This window comes from Synechococcus sp. BO 8801, assembly GCF_002252675.1.
Classification (GTDB): Bacteria; Cyanobacteriota; Cyanobacteriia; order PCC-6307; family Cyanobiaceae; genus Cyanobium.
In genome coordinates, this window is the sequence record NZ_NQKY01000029.1 from 12,834 (window position 1) to 27,949 (window position 15,116).

Below are 15,116 nucleotides of genomic sequence, written 5' to 3' on the forward strand. Positions count from 1 at the left end.
CCGCCTTGCCCCCCCGCCTGCCATGAGCGACCAACCCGAACCGCCCGCCATCACCCCGCCGGATCCCACCCCGGCCACCGCCCCCGCATCGGCCGCTGCCGGGACCGATGGGCTCCTGGAGCTGGCCCTGACGGAACTGCGGCAACGACGCGCCGAGCTCCTGGGGGAGATCGGCGAGCTGGAGAGCCGCCGGGAGCAGATCCGCCAGGAGATCACCGGCAGCTTCGCCGGCCAGTCGGATGCGATCGCCCGGCGGCTCAAGGGCTTCCAGGACTACCTGGTGGGGGCCCTGCAGGATCTGGCCGCCGCCGCCGAGCAGATGGAGCTGGTGGTGCAACCGCTGGTGGTGCAGCCCTCCCCCCTCGACCAGGCGACGCCCGGCGCTGGGGCCGGCGAGGCGACGGAGGCCGCCGCGGCCCCTGCCGCCGCTGGTCTGTTCCGTGACGATGCGGACCTGGTCCGGGAGCGGCTGGAGCAGTTCGGCGGCCAGCCCGACTTCTACGCCGATCCCTGGAAACTGCGCCGCACCCTGGAGCGCTCCGCCGCCACCCGGCTCGAGGACTGGTTCCTCTCCCAGGGCGGCCGGGGCGCCCAGCCCAGCGGTGGCAGCCGCAGCCGCAATGCCCTGGCGGCGGCGGCGGCGATCGCGATCCTGGGGGAGCTCTACGGCGAGCGCTTCCAGACCCTGGTGCTGGCCAGCCAGCCGGAGCGCCTCGGCGAATGGCGGCGGGGACTGCAGGACTGCCTGGGCCTCAGCCGCGACGATTTCGGCCCCGCCAGCGGCATCGTGCTGTTCGAGCGGGCCGATGCCCTGATCGAGCGGGCTGACCGCCTCGAGGAAAGGGGCGAGCTGCCCTTCATCGTGATCGACGCGGCCGAGCAGGTGATCGAGATTCCGATCCTGCAGTTCCCCCTCTGGCTGGCCTTCGCCGCCGGCCCCGGGGAGATCGACGCCGAAGCCGATCTCTACTGACCCACCCGACCTCTCCTGCCATGGTTTTCCTCCCCGATCTGCTCGTGCTGCCGGCGGGCTACCTGCTGGGCTCGATTCCCTTCGGCTGGCTGGCGGGCCGCTGGCTCGCCGGCATCGATCTGCGCCAGGAAGGATCCGGCTCCACCGGTGCCACCAACGTGCTGCGGGTGCTGGGCAAGGGGCCGGCCCTGGTGGTGTTCCTGCTGGACGTGCTCAAGGGCACCGCCGCGGTGCTGCTGGCCAAGGCGGTGCTGCAGCCCCTCGGTTTCAGCGCCATCAGCGACTGGGGGGTGGTGGCGGCGGGCCTGGCGGCCCTGGCCGGCCACATCTGGCCGCTATGGCTGGGCTGGAAAGGGGGCAAGGCGGTGGCCACCGGCCTGGGCATGCTGCTGGGGCTGACCTGGCCCGTGGGACTGGCCTGTTTCGGCATCTTCCTCACCACGCTGAGCCTCAGCCGCATCGTGTCGCTCTCCAGCGTGGTGGCGGCCCTGTCGCTGCCCCTGCTGATGCTGGGCTCCTTCGGCGCCGACGGCCTGCGGCCGGCCTACCTGAGCCTGGCCCTGCTCACCACGGCGCTGGTGCTCTGGCGGCACCGCAGCAACCTGCAGCGGCTGATGGCCGGCACCGAACCGCGGCTCGGGGCCGGCCGCAGCTGAAGGGAACCGGGACGCGAGGCGAACCGGTGGGAGTCACCCCAGCTGGCGGCTGCGCTCCGTCGCGGCCAGCACGGCCTCGATCAGGGCCGAGCGCAGTCCGGCCCGCTCCAGCTGGCGCAGCCCGGCGGCCGTCGTACCGGCGGGGCTGGTCACCATGTCCTTGAGCTGGCCGGGGTGGAGCTCCTGCCCCTGCAGCAGCGCCGCCGTGCCGGCCATGGTGCGGTGGGCCAGGTGCATGGCCAGCGGCCGGGGCAACCCCCCCGCCACCGCCCCGTCGGCCATCGATTCGGCCACCAGGGCCAGGAAGGCGGGACCGGAGGAGGTGAGGGCCAGGAAGGGATCGAGCTGGGGCTCCGGAAGGTCGAGCACCTCACCCACCTCGGCGAACAACCGGCGCACCTGCTCGCGCCGGGCCTCGCCGACGCCCTCGCCCCAGCTCAGCCCCGTGAGTCCGGCCCGCACCAGGGCCGGGGTGTTGGGCACGGCCCGCACGCAGGCCCGTCCCGGGAACAGGGCCTGCAGCCGCGCCAGGGTCACCCCCGCCAGCACGGAGATCAGCAGCGGCTCGCCGGGGGAGGGGGCCGCCGCCAGGGTGGGGGCGGCCGCCAGGGCCTCTGCCAGGGCTTCGGTCGCCGCGGGGGCCACCGCTTCGATCTGCTGGGGCTTCACCGCCAGCAGCACCACGGGCGCGGCCCAGGCCGGGGCGGCATCCGTGGAGACCTGGATCCCGAGTTCGTCGCTCAGCCGCCGGGCGGAAGCCTCACTGGCCACCGCGGCCCGGACGGCGGAGCGCTCGAGCAGGCCGGCGTCGAGAAGCGGCAGCAGCAGGGCCCTGGCCATCCGGCCGAGGCCCACCACGCCGACGGTGTCAGACCATGGCATCCGAACGGCCCCAGGCGGGGCTGGGGGCAGCCTCCTGCTGGTCGTCGACGGGGCCGGTGCGCCCGGAGACCACCGTGGGGGAGGCGGCTTCCTCACCGCCCGCGGTGGTGACCGTGACGCAGCTGGGGGCGAACAGGAAGATGCTCTCGCCCACCCGTTCCTGGTGACCGTCGATGGCGAAGGTGCCGCCGGCGACGAAATCCACGGCCCGCTGGGCCTGGTCCGGCTCCATCATGGTGAGGTTGAGGATGACGGTCTTGCGCTCCCGGAGAGCCTGAATCGCGCGGGGCATCTCGTCGAAGCTGCGCGGCTCCATCAGGCACACCTCGGCCACGGCGCTGGTGATGCCGGGCATGCCGATGACGTTGGTTCCGGCGAAGGGATCATCGCTGGAGAAATCGGTGCTCAGAGCGAGGGCTCCGGTGTTTCTGCCGGCCGTGGAAGTGGTCGCGGCCGTGGTGGTGTCGCCGGGGTCGTAGTCGAGTTCGTCGTCGAAGTCGCCATCGAGATAGTCGTCACCGGAGACGACGGCACGCAGGCGGGAGAACAACGACACGGAGTCGACCTCGGGAAGGATGCTTGGCCTTGAATAGCGTCCCACATCCGAGCCGGCAAGATCCCAACGCCCTTTCATGGCTGGATTGGGCGACTTCCGAACAGAACACTGCCGAGGCGCACCCAGGTGCTGCCCGCCGCCACGGCGTCGCGCCAGTCGCCGCTCATCCCCATCGAACAGTCCGGCAGCCCCAGGGCATCGGCCAGGGCGCGGCATTCCCTGAACAGCTCCAGCCGCTCCCCGGGGGTGAGCCCCAGGGGGGCGATGGTCATCAGACCGAGGCAGCGCAGGGGGGCCAGGCGCCCCAGGTCGGCCCCCAGGGCCCGCACCTCGTCCGGTTCGAAGCCGGTCTTGGCCGGGTCGGGGCGGAACTTCACCTGCAGCAGGATCCCCGGGGCCAGGCCTTCTTCGGCGGCGATGCGCTGCAGCCGCTCGGCCAGCTCCAGGCTGTCGACGGAATGGATGGTGCCGAAGCGGCGCAGCACGGCGCGGGCCTTGTTGGCCTGGAGCCGGCCGATGAAGTGCCAGTCGAGGGCCGGCAGGTCCCCGAGGGCGTCCTGCTTGGCGATGGCCTCCTGCAGCCGGCTCTCCCCGAAGCTCCGCTGGCCCAGGGCCGCGGCCTGGCGCACCAGTTCGGCCGGATGGCCTTTCGACACCGCCAGCAGGTGGGTGGAGGCTGGCAACGCCGCCTGGAGGGCCGAAAGTCGCTCCGCCAGGCTGGAACCGAACGCCTCCGCCGCCGCGGGCGACGCCTGTGCCATCAGATGAAGGTCTGGTCGAAGAGCTGGCGCCAGCGGGCCTGGGCCTCGGGCCCCTCGCGCCGGCAGCGGGCCAGGTTCTGCTCGGCGAAGTGGCGGGCGTCCATCAGGGGGATCACCTCAAAATGGGCGCCACGCTCCTGGAGGGTGACGAGAAAGAAGATCCGCTGGGCGTAGAGCGTGGCATAGAGGTCGCGGCTCTCGGCCACCGGCGCTACCCGATAGAGCATCCCGAAGGTCGGGTGGTTCAGATAGCGCTCCGTGCTCACGACTCCCTGCAGGCTGGGGCCATTAAAGGGCACCGACTTTCCAGCGGAGCGCCAGCAGGGCCGCCAGGGCCAGCACCGCCGCCAGGCTGGCGCCGGAGGGGGTGGCGGCCGGCTGGTGCAGGCGGTCGGGGGGAAGCCACATCCCGCCCCGCGCCATCAGGGCCTCGGCCCCCTGTTCGGAGCGCAGCAGCACGTTGGCCAGCAGCCGCTCCCCCACCGCCAGCACCAGGCCCAGACTGGCCTTCCAGCCCAGGCGCCGCAGGTTCACCGCCCGGGTGGCGATCGAGCGCAGCAGGTTCTGGAGTTCCTCCTGCACCAGGGGCAGGAAGCGCAGGGACAGCAGCAGGGTGAAGCCCAGGCGCTCCACGGGCCAGCCCAGGGCCCGCAGGGGGGCCAGCCACCAGGCGATGGACCAGACCAGCTCCTCGGGGGGAGTGGAGAGCAGCAGCAGGTTGGCGCTGTGGATGACGGTGAACAGCAGGGTGGCGCCGTTGATGCCGAGTTCGGCCGAACGGCGGGTCACCACCAGGGGGCCCAGCTCCAGGGGCCCGGCCATCACGGGGCCCCAGCGCACCAGTTCCCAGGACAGGCCGGCCCGGGACGGGGGTGGGGCACCGGGGGGGGCCGGGACCAGCCGCAGCTCCGCGGGGGGACGCTGGAGGCTGGCCGGTGCGCCCCCTCCGGCCGGCAGCAGGGCGGCCAGCAGGCCCACCAGCAGCGCCAGGGCGATCAGCAGGGGCAGGCTCTGCCGCCAGAGGCGCCAGGGCAGGCCGCTGACGGCGGTGATCAGCAGCAGCAGCCCCACCAGGGACAACCGCCAGAGGGGCCCGGCCAGGATCAGCGTCACCAGGAACGCCACCGTCCAGACCAGCTTCACCCGGGGATCGAGCCGCCGCAGCCAGCTGCCGCGGCCGCCGGTATCGCCAGACTCACCGCCCTCGCCGTCATCGACGTACTGACCGATCGGCAGCTGCCGCAACCAGTCCATTCAGGCCAGGCCCTCCTGGATCGCCCCTGGAATCGCCGTCCCCATCGACCTCAGCCGCCCCGGCTCTGGTGGCGGGCCTGCTCCTTCTCGGCGTCCCGCTGCTGCTTGCCGCGCCAGAAGAGCCGCACCGGCGATCCCTCGAAGCCCAGGGCCTCGCGGATCTGGCGCTCGACGTAGCGGCGGTAGGTGTCGCCGAACAGCCTGGGTTCGTTGACGAACAGGGTGAAGCTGGGCGGGCGTGTCGCCACCTGGGTGCCGTAGTAGAGGCGGCCCTGGCGGCCGCCGCGGGTGGTGGGGGGCGAGCGCCAGCGCAGGGCCTCCTGCAGCACCTCGTTCACCACCGAGGTGCTCACCCGGCGGCGGTGCTGCTCCACCGCCACCGCGGCGATGGCGAAGATGCTCTCCACACGCTGGCCGGTGACGGCGGAGGTGAACAGCATCGGCGCCCAGTCAAGGAAGTAGAGCTTGGCCCGCAGCTCCTTTTCCATGGCGCTCATGGTGTGGCTGTCCTTCTCGATCAGGTCCCACTTGTTGACGACCACGGCACAGGCGCGGCCGTCCTCCTCGATGCGGCCCGCCAGGCGCTGGTCCTGCTCGGTGACCCCGTCGAGGGCATCGATCACCAGCACGCAGACATCGCTGCGCTCGATCGCCTTGAAGCTGCGGGTGATGCCGAAGTACTCCGGGCCGTAGTCGACGCTGCGGCGCCGGCGGATGCCGGCGGTGTCGAGCAGCTTCCAGGTATGGCCCTCCCGCTCGATCGTGGTGTCGATCGTGTCGCGGGTGGTGCCGCGGATCGGACTGACGATGGCCCGGTTCTCGCCGCAGATGGCATTCAGCAGGCTGGACTTGCCCACGTTGGGACGGCCGATGATCGCCAGCTGGATCGGCTCGGCCTCGTCCGTCTCGGTGGTGGCCGGCAGGAAGCTGATCACCCGGTCGAGCAGATCGCCCGTGCCGGCGCCGTGGATGGCGGAGATCGGGTGGGGCTCGCCCAGACCCAGACCCCAGAAGTCGGCCGCCATCGCCAGGCCCTGATCAGGCGACTCGCACTTGTTCACCCCCAGCAGCACGGGGACGTTGTGGCCCCGCAGCCATTCGGCGATCGATTCATCCGCGGCGGTGACCCCCTGCTGGCCGTCCACGATCACCACAGCCACCGACGCCTCGGCCAGGGCCAGGTTGGCCTGCTCCCGGATTTCGGGCAGAAATTCGCTGTCGTCGTCGAACACCAGCCCGCCGGTGTCCACCACCCGGAAGATGCGATCACCCCAGAAACCCTCCTGGTAGGTGCGGTCCCGGGTCACACCGGGCTGGTCGTGAACGATGGCCTCACGGCTGCGGCAGAGCCTGTTGACCAGCGTGGACTTGCCCACGTTGGGGCGTCCGATCACGGCGACGACGGGGAGCGCCAATCTGACTTATTCCTTACGACGGATGCGTTACCTAGACCCTACAGAGCCACGGACGCCTCAACCCACCGGGGGATCGCCGGGATGGCCGGCCACCGGATCTTCGGGGGGGTCGAGGAGCTCCGGCAACGGGCCCGCCTCCGTCAGCGGCTCGCCCCGCTCGGCCAGGTGGGCCAGCAGCCAGTTCACCGCCGTGGCCCGCCGGGTGCGGCGGGGGTAGAGGCCGCCGATGCGGTACCCGGCGAAGCCCAGCTGCTGCTTGAGCAGCTGTTTGTGCTCGGGGGCGACCGAACGGGTGAGCCGCACGCTCGCGGGCCGCTCGGCGATCAGCTCCGGCGCTTCGGGAAAGGCCTCGGCCCAGGCCGGCGGGGTGTCGGGCCCGGCCTGCCAGCGACCCTCGGCGTCCGGGCGGTAGCCCAGCCGCTCCCAGATGAGGCGGCAGACGAAGCGATCGCTGGTGCGGTCATCCAGCACCACCTCCAGCAGGGCTCGGCTGAGGGGGAAGGGTTCCGGGGCACCATCGGGCTTCAAGGGGGGAGCGGCGGCAGCGTCCAAAGCGGCGTCTGGCATCCGAGAGTGACCCCAGCATGCCCAGCCCCGCCCCCCATCCCTGCCCCACCGGCCCCCTGCAGCTGGAAGGCAACGGCACCGACAGGCTGCTCACCTGCCGGGTGCTGCAGTCGCCCCTGGCGGGGGTGAGCGACGGGATCTTCCGCGCCCTGGTGCGCCGCTGGGCCCCCGAGGCGCTCCTGTTCACGGAGATGGTCAATGCCACGGCCCTGGAGCTGGGCCACGGCGGCGCCAAGATGGCGGCCCTCGACCAGGATCCCGGCCCGGTTGGGGTGCAGCTGTTCGACCACCGGCCCGACGCGATGGCCGAAGCGGCCCGCCGGGCCGAGGCCGCCGGGGCCTGGCTGATCGACATCAACATGGGCTGCCCGGTGCGCAAGATCGCCCGCAAGGGGGGCGGCAGCGGCCTGCTGCGCCAGCCGGATCTGGCCCTGCGGATCGTGGCGGCGGTGGCGGCGGCGGTTCGGGTGCCGGTGACGGTGAAGACCCGGCTGGGCTGGTGCGGGTCCAGCGCCGATCCTGTGGGCTTCGCCCTGGCCCTGCAGGACGCCGGCGCCCGCGCCCTCACCCTGCACGGCCGCACCCGGGAGCAGGGGTTCTCAGGCAAAGCGGATTGGGACGCGATCGGCCGGGTGAAGGCGGCCCTGCGCATTCCCCTGATCGCCAACGGCGACATCGCCAGCCCGGAAGACGCCCTGCGCTGCCTGGCGATCACCGGCGCCGACGGGGTGATGGTGGGGCGGGGCACCCTGGGGCGCCCCTGGCTGGTGGGGCGCATCGCGGCGGCCCTCGCCGGCCGGCCCCTGCCCAGCGAGCCCGATAGCCACGCCCGGATCGCCCTGGCCAGGGAGCACCTGGAGGCCCTGGTGGCCGCCCGCGGCGATCAGGGGCTGCTGATCGCCCGCAAGCACCTGGGCTGGACCTGCCAGGGCTTCGCCGGCGCCGCCCGGCTGCGCCGGGAGCTGATGGTGGCCCCCAGCCTGGAGAGCGCACTGGGCCTGCTGGATCGGGCGGAGGCGGAGCTGGAGGTCAGTGACCCAGAGCCATGCCCAGCAGGTCCCGGCTGCCGCTGATGGCCTGCACCGCCAGCAGCAGGGCGGTGAGGAAGGCGGCGCTGACGTGCAGCCGCCGCATCCGGGGGGACCTCAGGGTCTCGGGGGCCGCCGCCATGGCGAACAGCAGCAGGCCGCAGAGCAGCACGCCACTCCAGTAGTGGGACCCCCACACACCCCCCTCGAAGGGACTGCGGCCCAGGTGCCACAGGGCCGGCTGGCTGCCCAGGGTCAGCAGCCCCAGCCAGCAGATCAGGGCGAAGCCGGCCCGCAGCCAGGGGCCCTTGGCCCGCCACAGGGCCAGGCAGCTCACCAGGCACCCCACGCCGGCCAGCAGCAGGGCCACGCCGGTGCCGGCGCCGCCGACGGCGCCCCCCCGGGCATAGGTGGCCGCCATGGCGATCAGCACCGCCACCACCACGCCCGAGGTCACCCAGCGGCCGTGGTCGGTGTGCTCCACCCCCACCGTCGGCGGCAGGGGGTTGATGTCGAGGCGGCGCTCCCGCGCCAGGATCCCGAGCCGGATGGTGGCGCCCACCACCGGGTAGACGAACAGGATGATCAGCACCGGGTGCAGCAGGGCGAACCAGTCGGTGACGGTCATCCCGGTGGCGGTCATCCCGGCGGAAGGCATCGGCAAGGGCGGGGCAAAACGCGAACGGTCATGGAAGCACCGCCGGCCACCCCTGCCGGATGAGCAGCAGGGAGAAGTAGGGGACCTCGGCAGCGGGCACCTTGGCGGCCGGACAGAGCCGCTGGTCGGGCCAGCCCACCCGCTGGGCAAACAACGCATCCGCCAGCAGGCCCCGTTCGGCCAGCAGCGGGCGCACCCAGGGCCAGCGCCCCCCCAGCTTGAGCAGGGCCAGCACCCAGCCGCCGGCCGCCGCCTGGGCCAAGAGGTCCTCCAGCTCCTGAGGCAGCTCCGGAGTGGGGCGGATCAGCAACCCCTCCTGCTGCAGGGCCAGGGGCCAGGCCCCGGCAGCGGCCGCCGCCGCCACGGCGCTGATGCCCGGGATCAGGCGCACCGGCAGGGCGGGATGGCGGTCCCGCAGGGCCAGCAGCACGTAGCTGCTACTGGCGAACAGGGACACGTCGCCCTCGCAGAGCAGCACCACCGACCGGCCGTCGGCCACCTCGGCCGCCAGCCGGTCGGCGGCGTCATGCCAGGCCTGACGCCGGGGCTCGGCCGCCGCCACCATCGGGAACACCAGGGGCAGGCGCCGCTGGCCGGGGCCGATCCAGGGGCCGGCCACGGCGGCCGCCATCCCTTCGGCCCCCTCGCGGGCGACCGGGTAGGCAACGGTGTCGGCGGCTTCGATCGCCCGCACCGCCGCCACGGTGAGCAGGTCGGGATCGCCGGGCCCCACCCCCACCAGGGTGAGGCCGGCGCTGGCAGCACGGTCGGCGATGGGGGGAAGTCCGCTGCAGACCTTTCTAGGCTGCAGATCCCCAGAACGCCCTGGAGCGACCCATGACCCACCTGGTGATCCGTTCCGCCGCCGGCGACGGCCACGCCGCCCCCCAGCTGCGCTGCAGCGACGCCGCCGTGATCGCCCGGGAACTCGGGGCCCGGGGGGTGCGCTTCGAGCGCTGGGCCACGCCGGCCTCCCTGGCGACGGACGCCGACCAGGCCGCGATCCTGGCCGCCTACGCCGCTGAGATCGCCCGGGTCCAGGCCGAGGGGCGCTATCGCACCGTGGACGCGATCCGGCTCGGCCCCGACCATCCGGACCGGGAGGCCCTGCGCGCGAAATTCCTTTCCGAGCACACCCACGCCGAGGACGAGGTGCGCTTCTTCGTGGAGGGCCGCGGCCTCTTCTGCCTGCACATCGAAGGCGAGGTGCTCCAGGTGGTGTGCGAGCAGGGCGACTGGATCGGAGTGCCCGCCGGCACCCGCCACTGGTTCGACACCGGCGCGCGTCCGTTCTTCTGCGCCCTGCGCTTCTTCGACAACAGCGACGGCTGGGTGGCCAGCTTCACCGGCGATCCGATCGCCACGCGCTTCCCCCTCCTGGAGGAGGTGCTGGCTGCGGCCTGATCGGGCGGCTCAGCGGTGCCTGCGCGGCAGGGCTCAGCTGTGCATGCGCGGCTGGGGATGGAGGCTGGCCAGGATCTCCGCCTCGCTCGCGGCCAGGGCCGTGAGCCGATCGGTGACCACCGGCCGGGGCCAGCGCCGTTCGCACAGCACCCAGTAGAGGCCGAAATGGCGCGCCTCGCTGGCCAGCAGGTCGGCGTAGAGGTCGCGCAGCTCCGGGTCGGGGCTGTGGGCGGCCAGGAGGGCCATCCGCTCGTGGCTGCGGGCCTCGATCAGACCCGCCACCAGGAAGCTGTCGAGCATCCGCTCCGGCTCCTGCCGGCGCACCAGGGCGGCCAGGGCGGCGCCGTAGGGCGGGGCGGCCAGGGCCCGCAGGCCGAGGCCACGCCGCTCCAGCAGGGCCTGCACCCGCTCGAAGTGCTCCAGCTCCTCCCGGGCCAGGGGGCTGAGCACGGCCGCCAGCTCCCCGTCGGAGGGGTAGCGGAACATCAGCTGCAGGGCGGCGCCGGCCGCCTTGCGCTCGCAATGGGCATGGTCGATCAGCAGCAGTTCCGGGTGGGCCAGGGCCTGCTCCAGCCAGGCGGCGCTGCTGGGGGCCGCCAGCCACCTCATCCGGGTCGCCGCGGCCGGCGGGGCCTCGTCCGCCACGGGCAGGGAGGCGCCGCTCATGCCGCCGCCTGCAAGTGGGCCACCAGGCCCTCGAGGGCAAGGCGGTAGCTGGTGGGGCCGAAGCCGCAGATGACCCCCAGGGCCCGGTCCGCCAGCAGGGAACGATGGCGAAAGGCTTCGCGGGCGTGGGTGTTGCTCAGGTGGACTTCCACGAAGGGCAGGGCCACCGCCAGCAGGGCATCACGGATCGCCACCGAGGTGTGGGTGTAGGCGGCCGCGTTGATCAGGATCCCGTCGCAGGCCGGGCTCCCGGCCTGGCCGCCCGCCTGCTGGATGCGGTCCACCAGGGCCCCCTCGTGGTTGCTCTGGAAGCAGGCGAGCTCCACCCCCAGCGCCGCCGCCTGCTGCTCCAGGGCGGCATCGATGGCCGCCAGGGTGCTGCTGCCGTAGAGGCCCGGCTCCCGCTGGCCGAGCAGGTTGAGGTTGGGGCCATGGAGCACGAGCAGGCGCATGGGGTGGGAAGGTCGGCTGGTAAGTTCTGAAGGTGTGGTTCGGGTCGGTGCCCGAGTGGTTAATGGGGGCGGACTGTAAATCCGCTGGCTCTGCCTACGTTGGTTCAAATCCAACCCGGCCCACCTTTCCACATGCCCTTGTAGCTCAGTGGTAGAGCACTCCCTTGGTAAGGGAGAGGTCACGAGTTCAAATCTCGTCAAGGGCTTTCCCCCCCAGCCCCTTCCCCGCCCCGGCCACCCTGTGGAGGAGGTGCAGTCCCGTTCGCAGTCAGCCGGGAACATGCCCGAGAATGCGGGACCTTCGCCGCCCGGACGGTCTGCTTGCCGCCCCTGTTGTCCCCCTTCGTCCTCGGCGTCCCGGCGCTCCTGTCGCCGGCCCTGATCACCCAGTCGTCCCTGTTCGGGATCGGCATCGCCTTCAGCCCCCTGCACATCGCGGTGGTCACCCTGCTGCTGCTGGGTCGCTCACCGCTGCAGCGGGCCATGGCCTACGTGGCCGGCTGGGCGGCCGCCAATGCCCTGGCCATCGTGCTGCTGATGGTGCTGGGGGAGGCCTTCGCCATCAGCCTCAGCCACGGCGAACGGGAGCAGGTGCTGATCGACCTGCTCGGGGCCGGCGCCCTCGTGGGCCTGGGGCTGTATCAGCTGACGCCCCAGGCCAACATCGGTGAGGAGGGCATGGCCCTGCGGCTGATGAACCAGCTGCCCGACTTCAGCACCTTGACGCTGGTGCTGATCGGTGCCACCAGCGCCCTGCTCACCCCGGAGAACCTGGTCTTCTACCTCAAGGAAGCCGGCCTGCTGCTGGTCAACGATCCCGGCCTCACCGCCGACGCCGAGGTGACCGGGCTGTTCACCCTGATGGCCAGCTCCCTGCTCCTGTTGCCGCCCCTGGCCTGGCTGGTGAGCGGCGGGGCGATCCGGGAGCCGATCGTGCGCCTGGAGGACTGGCTGCAGCACAAGGCGGAGTGGCTCGTGGGGGTCCTTGCCCTGGTGCTCGGGGCCTACCTGCTGGTCGAAGGGCTGCACGGCCTGAACCTGCTGACCATGGCCGGCTGAGCGCCAGCCGTTAGCGTCCCCCCATCCCCTTGGTCGGCACCCCGTTGCTCCCCGCCGTGCGCCGGACCTGCCTGGCGATCGGTCTGGGCCTCGCCCTGGCCGTGCTGCCCGGACCCGCCCGGCTGCAGGCGGCCGCGGTCTGCGTGCTGACCCCCAGGCTGGCGCTCAACGCCCGGGCCGAGGCTGTGGCCGCCGTCCCGATCGGAGCTCCCACGATCCTGAGCACCGAACCCCTGGAGGAGGTGCGGATCGAACGGGAGGATGAGGTGCTCTGGCAGCGGCGGGCCCTCCCCGGCGAGCCCATTGAGGGGCCGATCCCCTGGCCCCTGGCACCGATCCGCCCGGGCCAGCGGCTGGTGCTGCTGCTGCGGCCCCTGGGCGTCCGGACGGACGACTTCGCCATCATCGAGCTGGAGGGAGATCCGGCCGAGCGGATGGGGCGGGCCCAGCGGCAGCTCGACGGACTGGGCACCGATCCGGACCTGTGGTGGGCCGCCATCCAGCGGACCTTCGACCGGGGCGACCTCAGCCTGGGGCTGGCCCTGCTCTACGCCCTCGAAGGCCCCGCCTCCCCCCGGCTCGACAACCTGCGGCGAGCTGTGTTCCTGGCCGGCTGCGGCAGCACCTGAGCGCCAGGGGGTCCGGCGGGGGCCGTGGCGGGGCGCGATTTGCCAGCCTGGGCCAAAAGGGCCCACCCCATGTCCTCTTTCCTGACGGTGCCGGTGGCGACGATGCGCGCCCTGGTGGAGGAGGGCACCACCCGGCCCCTGGCCTGGCGGCTGGAGCAGCTGCAGCGGCTGGCTCGCCTGCTGGAGTCGGAGGAGCCGCGGATGCTGGCGGCCCTGGCCAGCGACCTGGGCCGCCCCGCCATGGAGGGCAGCCTGGAGCTGGCGACCCTGCGGCAGGAACTGCGCCACACCCGCCGCCACCTGGCCGGCTGGATGCGTCCCCGCCGCCGCCCCCTGCCCCTGTGGGCCTGGCCGGGCCAGGGGGCGGTGCACAGCGAGCCGCTGGGCTGCGTCCTGATCATCGGCGCCTGGAACTATCCCTTCGAGCTCTGCCTCCACCCCCTGCTGCATGCCCTGGCCGCCGGCAACACCGCCGTGGTCAAGCCCTCCGAACTGAGCCCCGCTTCGGCGGCCCTGCTGGCTGAGCTGCTGGGCCGCCACTTCGACCCGGCTGTGGTGCAGGTGGTGGGCGGCGACGGGGCCGTGGCCGCCGAGCTGCTGGAGCGGGAGCGCTTCGACCACATCCTCTACACCGGCGGCGAGCGGGTGGGACGGCTGGTGATGGCCGCCGCCGCCCGTCATCTCACCCCCATCACGCTGGAGCTGGGGGGCCGGAACCCGGCGATCGTGCTGGCCGATGCGGATCCGGCCATCACGGCGCGGCGGCTGCTGTGGGGCCGCTGCCTCAACGCCGGCCAGACCTGTCTGGCCCCCAACCACGTGCTGGTGGCGGCCGGGGTGCGGGAGGCCCTGGTGGCGGCGTTGCGCGAGCAGGCCCGGGCCCTGTACGGCCCGGATCCCCTGGCCAGCCCTGACCTGGGGCGCCTCGTCGGAGCGGCGCGCTTCGAGCGACTCCAGGGGCTGCTGGCCCAGGCGCGGCAGCGGGGCCGGGTGCTGCTGGGCGGACGCTGGGACGAAACCGCGCGGAAGATCGAGCCCACCGTGGTGGCGGTCGACGATCCCGACGACGATCCGCTGCTGCAGGAGGAGCTGTTCGCCCCGATCCTGCCCCTGCTGACGGTGGCGGATCTGGAGGAGGCTCTGGTCCTGGTGCGCCGGCAGCCGAAACCCCTGTCCCTCTATCTGTTCGGCGGCGGCGGCGCGGAGCGGGAACGGGTGCTGGCGGGCAGCGGTTCGGGCAGCCTGGTCGTTAACGACACGGTGATCCAGGGGGCCATGGCCAACCTGCCCTTCGGCGGCATCGGCCCCAGCGGCATGGGGGCGTACCACGGGGAAGCCGGCTTCCTCACCTTCTCGCACCGGCGCAGCGTGATCAGCCGGTCGCTGCGGCCCGATCCCCCGATCCGCTTCCCCCCGTACGCCGGCAAGCTGGGCCTGGTCCGTCGGCTGATGGGCTGAGGGGGGCTGGGCGGGCCTGGACGTGGCCCTTAACGTGCCATCAGCTATCCCTAGTGCCCATGCGCCGCCCCCTCATCGCCCTGGCTCTAGCCATGGTGTTGCCGCTGCCGGCTCTGGCTGCCCAGGTGACCGTCAAGCCCGGTGAGACCCTCTCCGACATCGCCGCGCGCCACCGGGTGAGCGTGTCCACCCTGATGAAGATCAACGGGATCAGCGATCCCGATCTCGTCGAAGCCGGCCGCAGCCTGACGTTGCCGGGTGGAGCGGCCCGACCCCGGGCCTCCGGCGGCAGCCTCACCGTGGCCCCCGGGGAAACCCTCTCCGAAATCGCCGAACGCCACGGCATCACCGTCAGCCGGCTGATGCAGCTGAACGGCCTCAGCAAGGCGGACCACATCGAAGCAGGCCAGAAGCTGGTGGTGCCCTCCTCCTCCCGCAGCGCCGCCCCGGCCGCCGCGGTCAACCGCAAGGCCACCGAGCACGTGGTCCGCAGCGGCGAGAGCCTCTCCCAGATCGCTGACGCCTACGGCGTGCCGATGAAGCAGCTGATCGCCATCAACCGCATCAGCGATCCCGACCTGGTGGAATCGGGCACCCGGCTGCGCTTGAAGCCGGCCAGCGCCCCCGCCCCCAGGCCGGCCGCCCGACCCGCGGCGGCGGCCAAGCCAGCGCCCAAGCCCGCCGCCACAGCGACCAGG

The 15,116-nt window shown here is 72.8% G+C and carries 19 protein-coding genes and 2 tRNA genes; 10 read left to right on the forward strand and 11 right to left on the reverse strand.

What is annotated here, in order from left to right; genetic code table 11:
* Positions 1 to 22: 22 nt before the first annotated feature.
* Positions 23 to 973 (forward strand): DUF3086 domain-containing protein, encoded by a 951-nt coding sequence (locus CJZ86_RS15170; RefSeq protein ID WP_094587232.1) that lies wholly within the window; start codon positions 23 to 25, stop codon positions 971 to 973.
* A gap of 20 nt (positions 974 to 993) precedes the next feature.
* Positions 994 to 1,629, forward strand: a complete 636-nt coding sequence (gene plsY, locus CJZ86_RS15175) for a glycerol-3-phosphate 1-O-acyltransferase PlsY (RefSeq protein WP_094587234.1) — start codon at positions 994 to 996, stop codon at positions 1,627 to 1,629.
* 33 nt (positions 1,630 to 1,662) lie between these two features.
* Here the strand turns inward: plsY and proC are convergent, their stop codons facing one another.
* From proC to CJZ86_RS15210, 7 genes are all read right to left on the reverse strand, one after another.
* Positions 1,663 to 2,511 (reverse strand): pyrroline-5-carboxylate reductase, encoded by an 849-nt coding sequence (proC, locus tag CJZ86_RS15180; protein WP_094587236.1) that lies wholly within the window; start codon positions 2,509 to 2,511, stop codon positions 1,663 to 1,665.
* On the reverse strand, positions 2,498 to 3,067 hold the full coding sequence (locus CJZ86_RS15185) for a cell division protein SepF (RefSeq protein ID WP_094587238.1): 570 nt from the start codon (positions 3,065 to 3,067) through the stop codon (positions 2,498 to 2,500). The genes proC and CJZ86_RS15185 overlap by 14 nt, the downstream gene beginning before the upstream one ends.
* Before the next feature lie 74 nt (positions 3,068 to 3,141).
* Positions 3,142 to 3,828, reverse strand: coding sequence for a YggS family pyridoxal phosphate-dependent enzyme (locus tag CJZ86_RS15190; RefSeq protein ID WP_198960163.1), 687 nt, complete (start codon positions 3,826 to 3,828; stop codon positions 3,142 to 3,144).
* On the reverse strand, positions 3,828 to 4,094 hold the full coding sequence (locus tag CJZ86_RS15195; protein WP_015110514.1) for a PipX family protein: 267 nt from the start codon (positions 4,092 to 4,094) through the stop codon (positions 3,828 to 3,830). Before CJZ86_RS15195 ends, CJZ86_RS15190 begins: the two co-directional genes overlap by 1 nt.
* Positions 4,095 to 4,116: 22 nt before the next feature.
* Positions 4,117 to 5,082, reverse strand: a complete 966-nt coding sequence (locus CJZ86_RS15200; RefSeq protein ID WP_094587240.1) for a CbiQ family ECF transporter T component — start codon at positions 5,080 to 5,082, stop codon at positions 4,117 to 4,119.
* Between the two features lie 50 nt (positions 5,083 to 5,132).
* Positions 5,133 to 6,497: a ribosome biogenesis GTPase Der gene (gene der, locus CJZ86_RS15205; protein ID WP_094587242.1), complete on the reverse strand. Its 1,365-nt coding sequence runs from the start codon at positions 6,495 to 6,497 to the stop codon at positions 5,133 to 5,135.
* 57 nt (positions 6,498 to 6,554) lie between these two features.
* Positions 6,555 to 7,064 (reverse strand): DUF1823 family protein, encoded by a 510-nt coding sequence (locus CJZ86_RS15210; protein ID WP_198960164.1) that lies wholly within the window; start codon positions 7,062 to 7,064, stop codon positions 6,555 to 6,557.
* A gap of 17 nt (positions 7,065 to 7,081) precedes the next feature.
* Between CJZ86_RS15210 and dusB the strand changes: the two genes are divergently transcribed.
* Positions 7,082 to 8,137: a tRNA dihydrouridine synthase DusB gene (gene dusB / locus CJZ86_RS15215; protein WP_094587246.1), complete on the forward strand. Its 1,056-nt coding sequence runs from the start codon at positions 7,082 to 7,084 to the stop codon at positions 8,135 to 8,137.
* Here dusB and CJZ86_RS15220 read toward each other — a convergent pair.
* On the reverse strand, positions 8,094 to 8,750 hold the full coding sequence (locus CJZ86_RS15220) for a DUF4079 domain-containing protein (RefSeq protein WP_233134050.1): 657 nt from the start codon (positions 8,748 to 8,750) through the stop codon (positions 8,094 to 8,096). The two genes, dusB and CJZ86_RS15220, sit on opposite strands and share 44 nt — an antisense overlap.
* A gap of 28 nt (positions 8,751 to 8,778) precedes the next feature.
* Positions 8,779 to 9,489 carry a precorrin-2 C(20)-methyltransferase gene (gene cobI / locus CJZ86_RS15225; RefSeq protein WP_198960165.1) on the reverse strand — a complete coding sequence of 237 codons (711 nt, stop codon included), beginning with the start codon at positions 9,487 to 9,489 and terminating at the stop codon, positions 8,779 to 8,781.
* A gap of 98 nt (positions 9,490 to 9,587) precedes the next feature.
* On the opposite strand from cobI, the gene CJZ86_RS15230 reads away from it, so the two are divergent.
* Positions 9,588 to 10,154 carry a 1,2-dihydroxy-3-keto-5-methylthiopentene dioxygenase gene (locus tag CJZ86_RS15230; RefSeq protein ID WP_094587252.1) on the forward strand — a complete coding sequence of 189 codons (567 nt, stop codon included), beginning with the start codon at positions 9,588 to 9,590 and terminating at the stop codon, positions 10,152 to 10,154.
* Between the two features lie 33 nt (positions 10,155 to 10,187).
* Here CJZ86_RS15230 and CJZ86_RS15235 read toward each other — a convergent pair whose 3' ends face one another.
* Together CJZ86_RS15235 and aroQ are read right to left on the reverse strand one after the other, a co-directional pair.
* On the reverse strand, positions 10,188 to 10,820 hold the full coding sequence (locus tag CJZ86_RS15235; RefSeq protein ID WP_094587254.1) for a MiaE family protein: 633 nt from the start codon (positions 10,818 to 10,820) through the stop codon (positions 10,188 to 10,190).
* Entirely contained in the window at positions 10,817 to 11,272 is a 456-nt protein-coding gene (aroQ, locus tag CJZ86_RS15240; RefSeq protein ID WP_094587257.1) for a type II 3-dehydroquinate dehydratase, read from the reverse strand. The genes CJZ86_RS15235 and aroQ overlap by 4 nt, the downstream gene beginning before the upstream one ends.
* Positions 11,273 to 11,313: 41 nt before the next feature.
* Here aroQ and CJZ86_RS15245 point away from each other — a divergent pair.
* The 6 genes from CJZ86_RS15245 to CJZ86_RS15270 form a co-directional block, all read left to right on the forward strand.
* A tRNA-Tyr gene (locus tag CJZ86_RS15245) sits at positions 11,314 to 11,395 on the forward strand.
* An 11-nt stretch (positions 11,396 to 11,406) separates the two neighbouring features.
* Positions 11,407 to 11,478: transfer RNA gene (locus CJZ86_RS15250), tRNA-Thr, on the forward strand.
* A 127-nt stretch (positions 11,479 to 11,605) separates the two neighbouring features.
* On the forward strand, positions 11,606 to 12,331 hold the full coding sequence (locus tag CJZ86_RS15255; protein WP_233134048.1) for a GAP family protein: 726 nt from the start codon (positions 11,606 to 11,608) through the stop codon (positions 12,329 to 12,331).
* A gap of 56 nt (positions 12,332 to 12,387) precedes the next feature.
* Positions 12,388 to 12,960, forward strand: coding sequence for a hypothetical protein (locus CJZ86_RS15260; protein WP_233134049.1), 573 nt, complete (start codon positions 12,388 to 12,390; stop codon positions 12,958 to 12,960).
* Between the two features lie 69 nt (positions 12,961 to 13,029).
* Positions 13,030 to 14,418 (forward strand): aldehyde dehydrogenase family protein, encoded by a 1,389-nt coding sequence (locus CJZ86_RS15265; RefSeq protein WP_094587263.1) that lies wholly within the window; start codon positions 13,030 to 13,032, stop codon positions 14,416 to 14,418.
* A 59-nt stretch (positions 14,419 to 14,477) separates the two neighbouring features.
* On the forward strand, positions 14,478 to 15,116 hold a 639-nt coding region (locus CJZ86_RS15270; protein ID WP_143594180.1), incomplete at its 3' end, for a LysM peptidoglycan-binding domain-containing protein.

Excerpts from the sequence above, each read along its gene's own strand:
- CJZ86_RS15170 (WP_094587232.1), top strand. The coding sequence starts at position 23 with ATGAGCGACCAACCCGAACCGCCCGCCATCACCCCGCCGGATCCCACC.
- plsY (WP_094587234.1), top strand. The coding sequence starts at position 994 with ATGGTTTTCCTCCCCGATCTGCTCGTGCTGCCGGCGGGCTACCTGCTG.
- proC (WP_094587236.1), bottom strand. The coding sequence starts at position 2,511 with ATGCCATGGTCTGACACCGTCGGCGTGGTGGGCCTCGGCCGGATGGCC.
- CJZ86_RS15190 (WP_198960163.1), bottom strand. The coding sequence starts at position 3,828 with ATGGCACAGGCGTCGCCCGCGGCGGCGGAGGCGTTCGGTTCCAGCCTG.
- CJZ86_RS15200 (WP_094587240.1), bottom strand. The coding sequence starts at position 5,082 with ATGGACTGGTTGCGGCAGCTGCCGATCGGTCAGTACGTCGATGACGGC.
- CJZ86_RS15210 (WP_198960164.1), bottom strand. The coding sequence starts at position 7,064 with ATGCCAGACGCCGCTTTGGACGCTGCCGCCGCTCCCCCCTTGAAGCCC.
- dusB (WP_094587246.1), top strand. The coding sequence starts at position 7,082 with ATGCCCAGCCCCGCCCCCCATCCCTGCCCCACCGGCCCCCTGCAGCTG.
- CJZ86_RS15220 (WP_233134050.1), bottom strand. The coding sequence starts at position 8,750 with ATGCCTTCCGCCGGGATGACCGCCACCGGGATGACCGTCACCGACTGG.
- CJZ86_RS15230 (WP_094587252.1), top strand. The coding sequence starts at position 9,588 with ATGACCCACCTGGTGATCCGTTCCGCCGCCGGCGACGGCCACGCCGCC.
- CJZ86_RS15235 (WP_094587254.1), bottom strand. The coding sequence starts at position 10,820 with ATGAGCGGCGCCTCCCTGCCCGTGGCGGACGAGGCCCCGCCGGCCGCG.
- aroQ (WP_094587257.1), bottom strand. The coding sequence starts at position 11,272 with ATGCGCCTGCTCGTGCTCCATGGCCCCAACCTCAACCTGCTCGGCCAG.
- CJZ86_RS15265 (WP_094587263.1), top strand. The coding sequence starts at position 13,030 with ATGTCCTCTTTCCTGACGGTGCCGGTGGCGACGATGCGCGCCCTGGTG.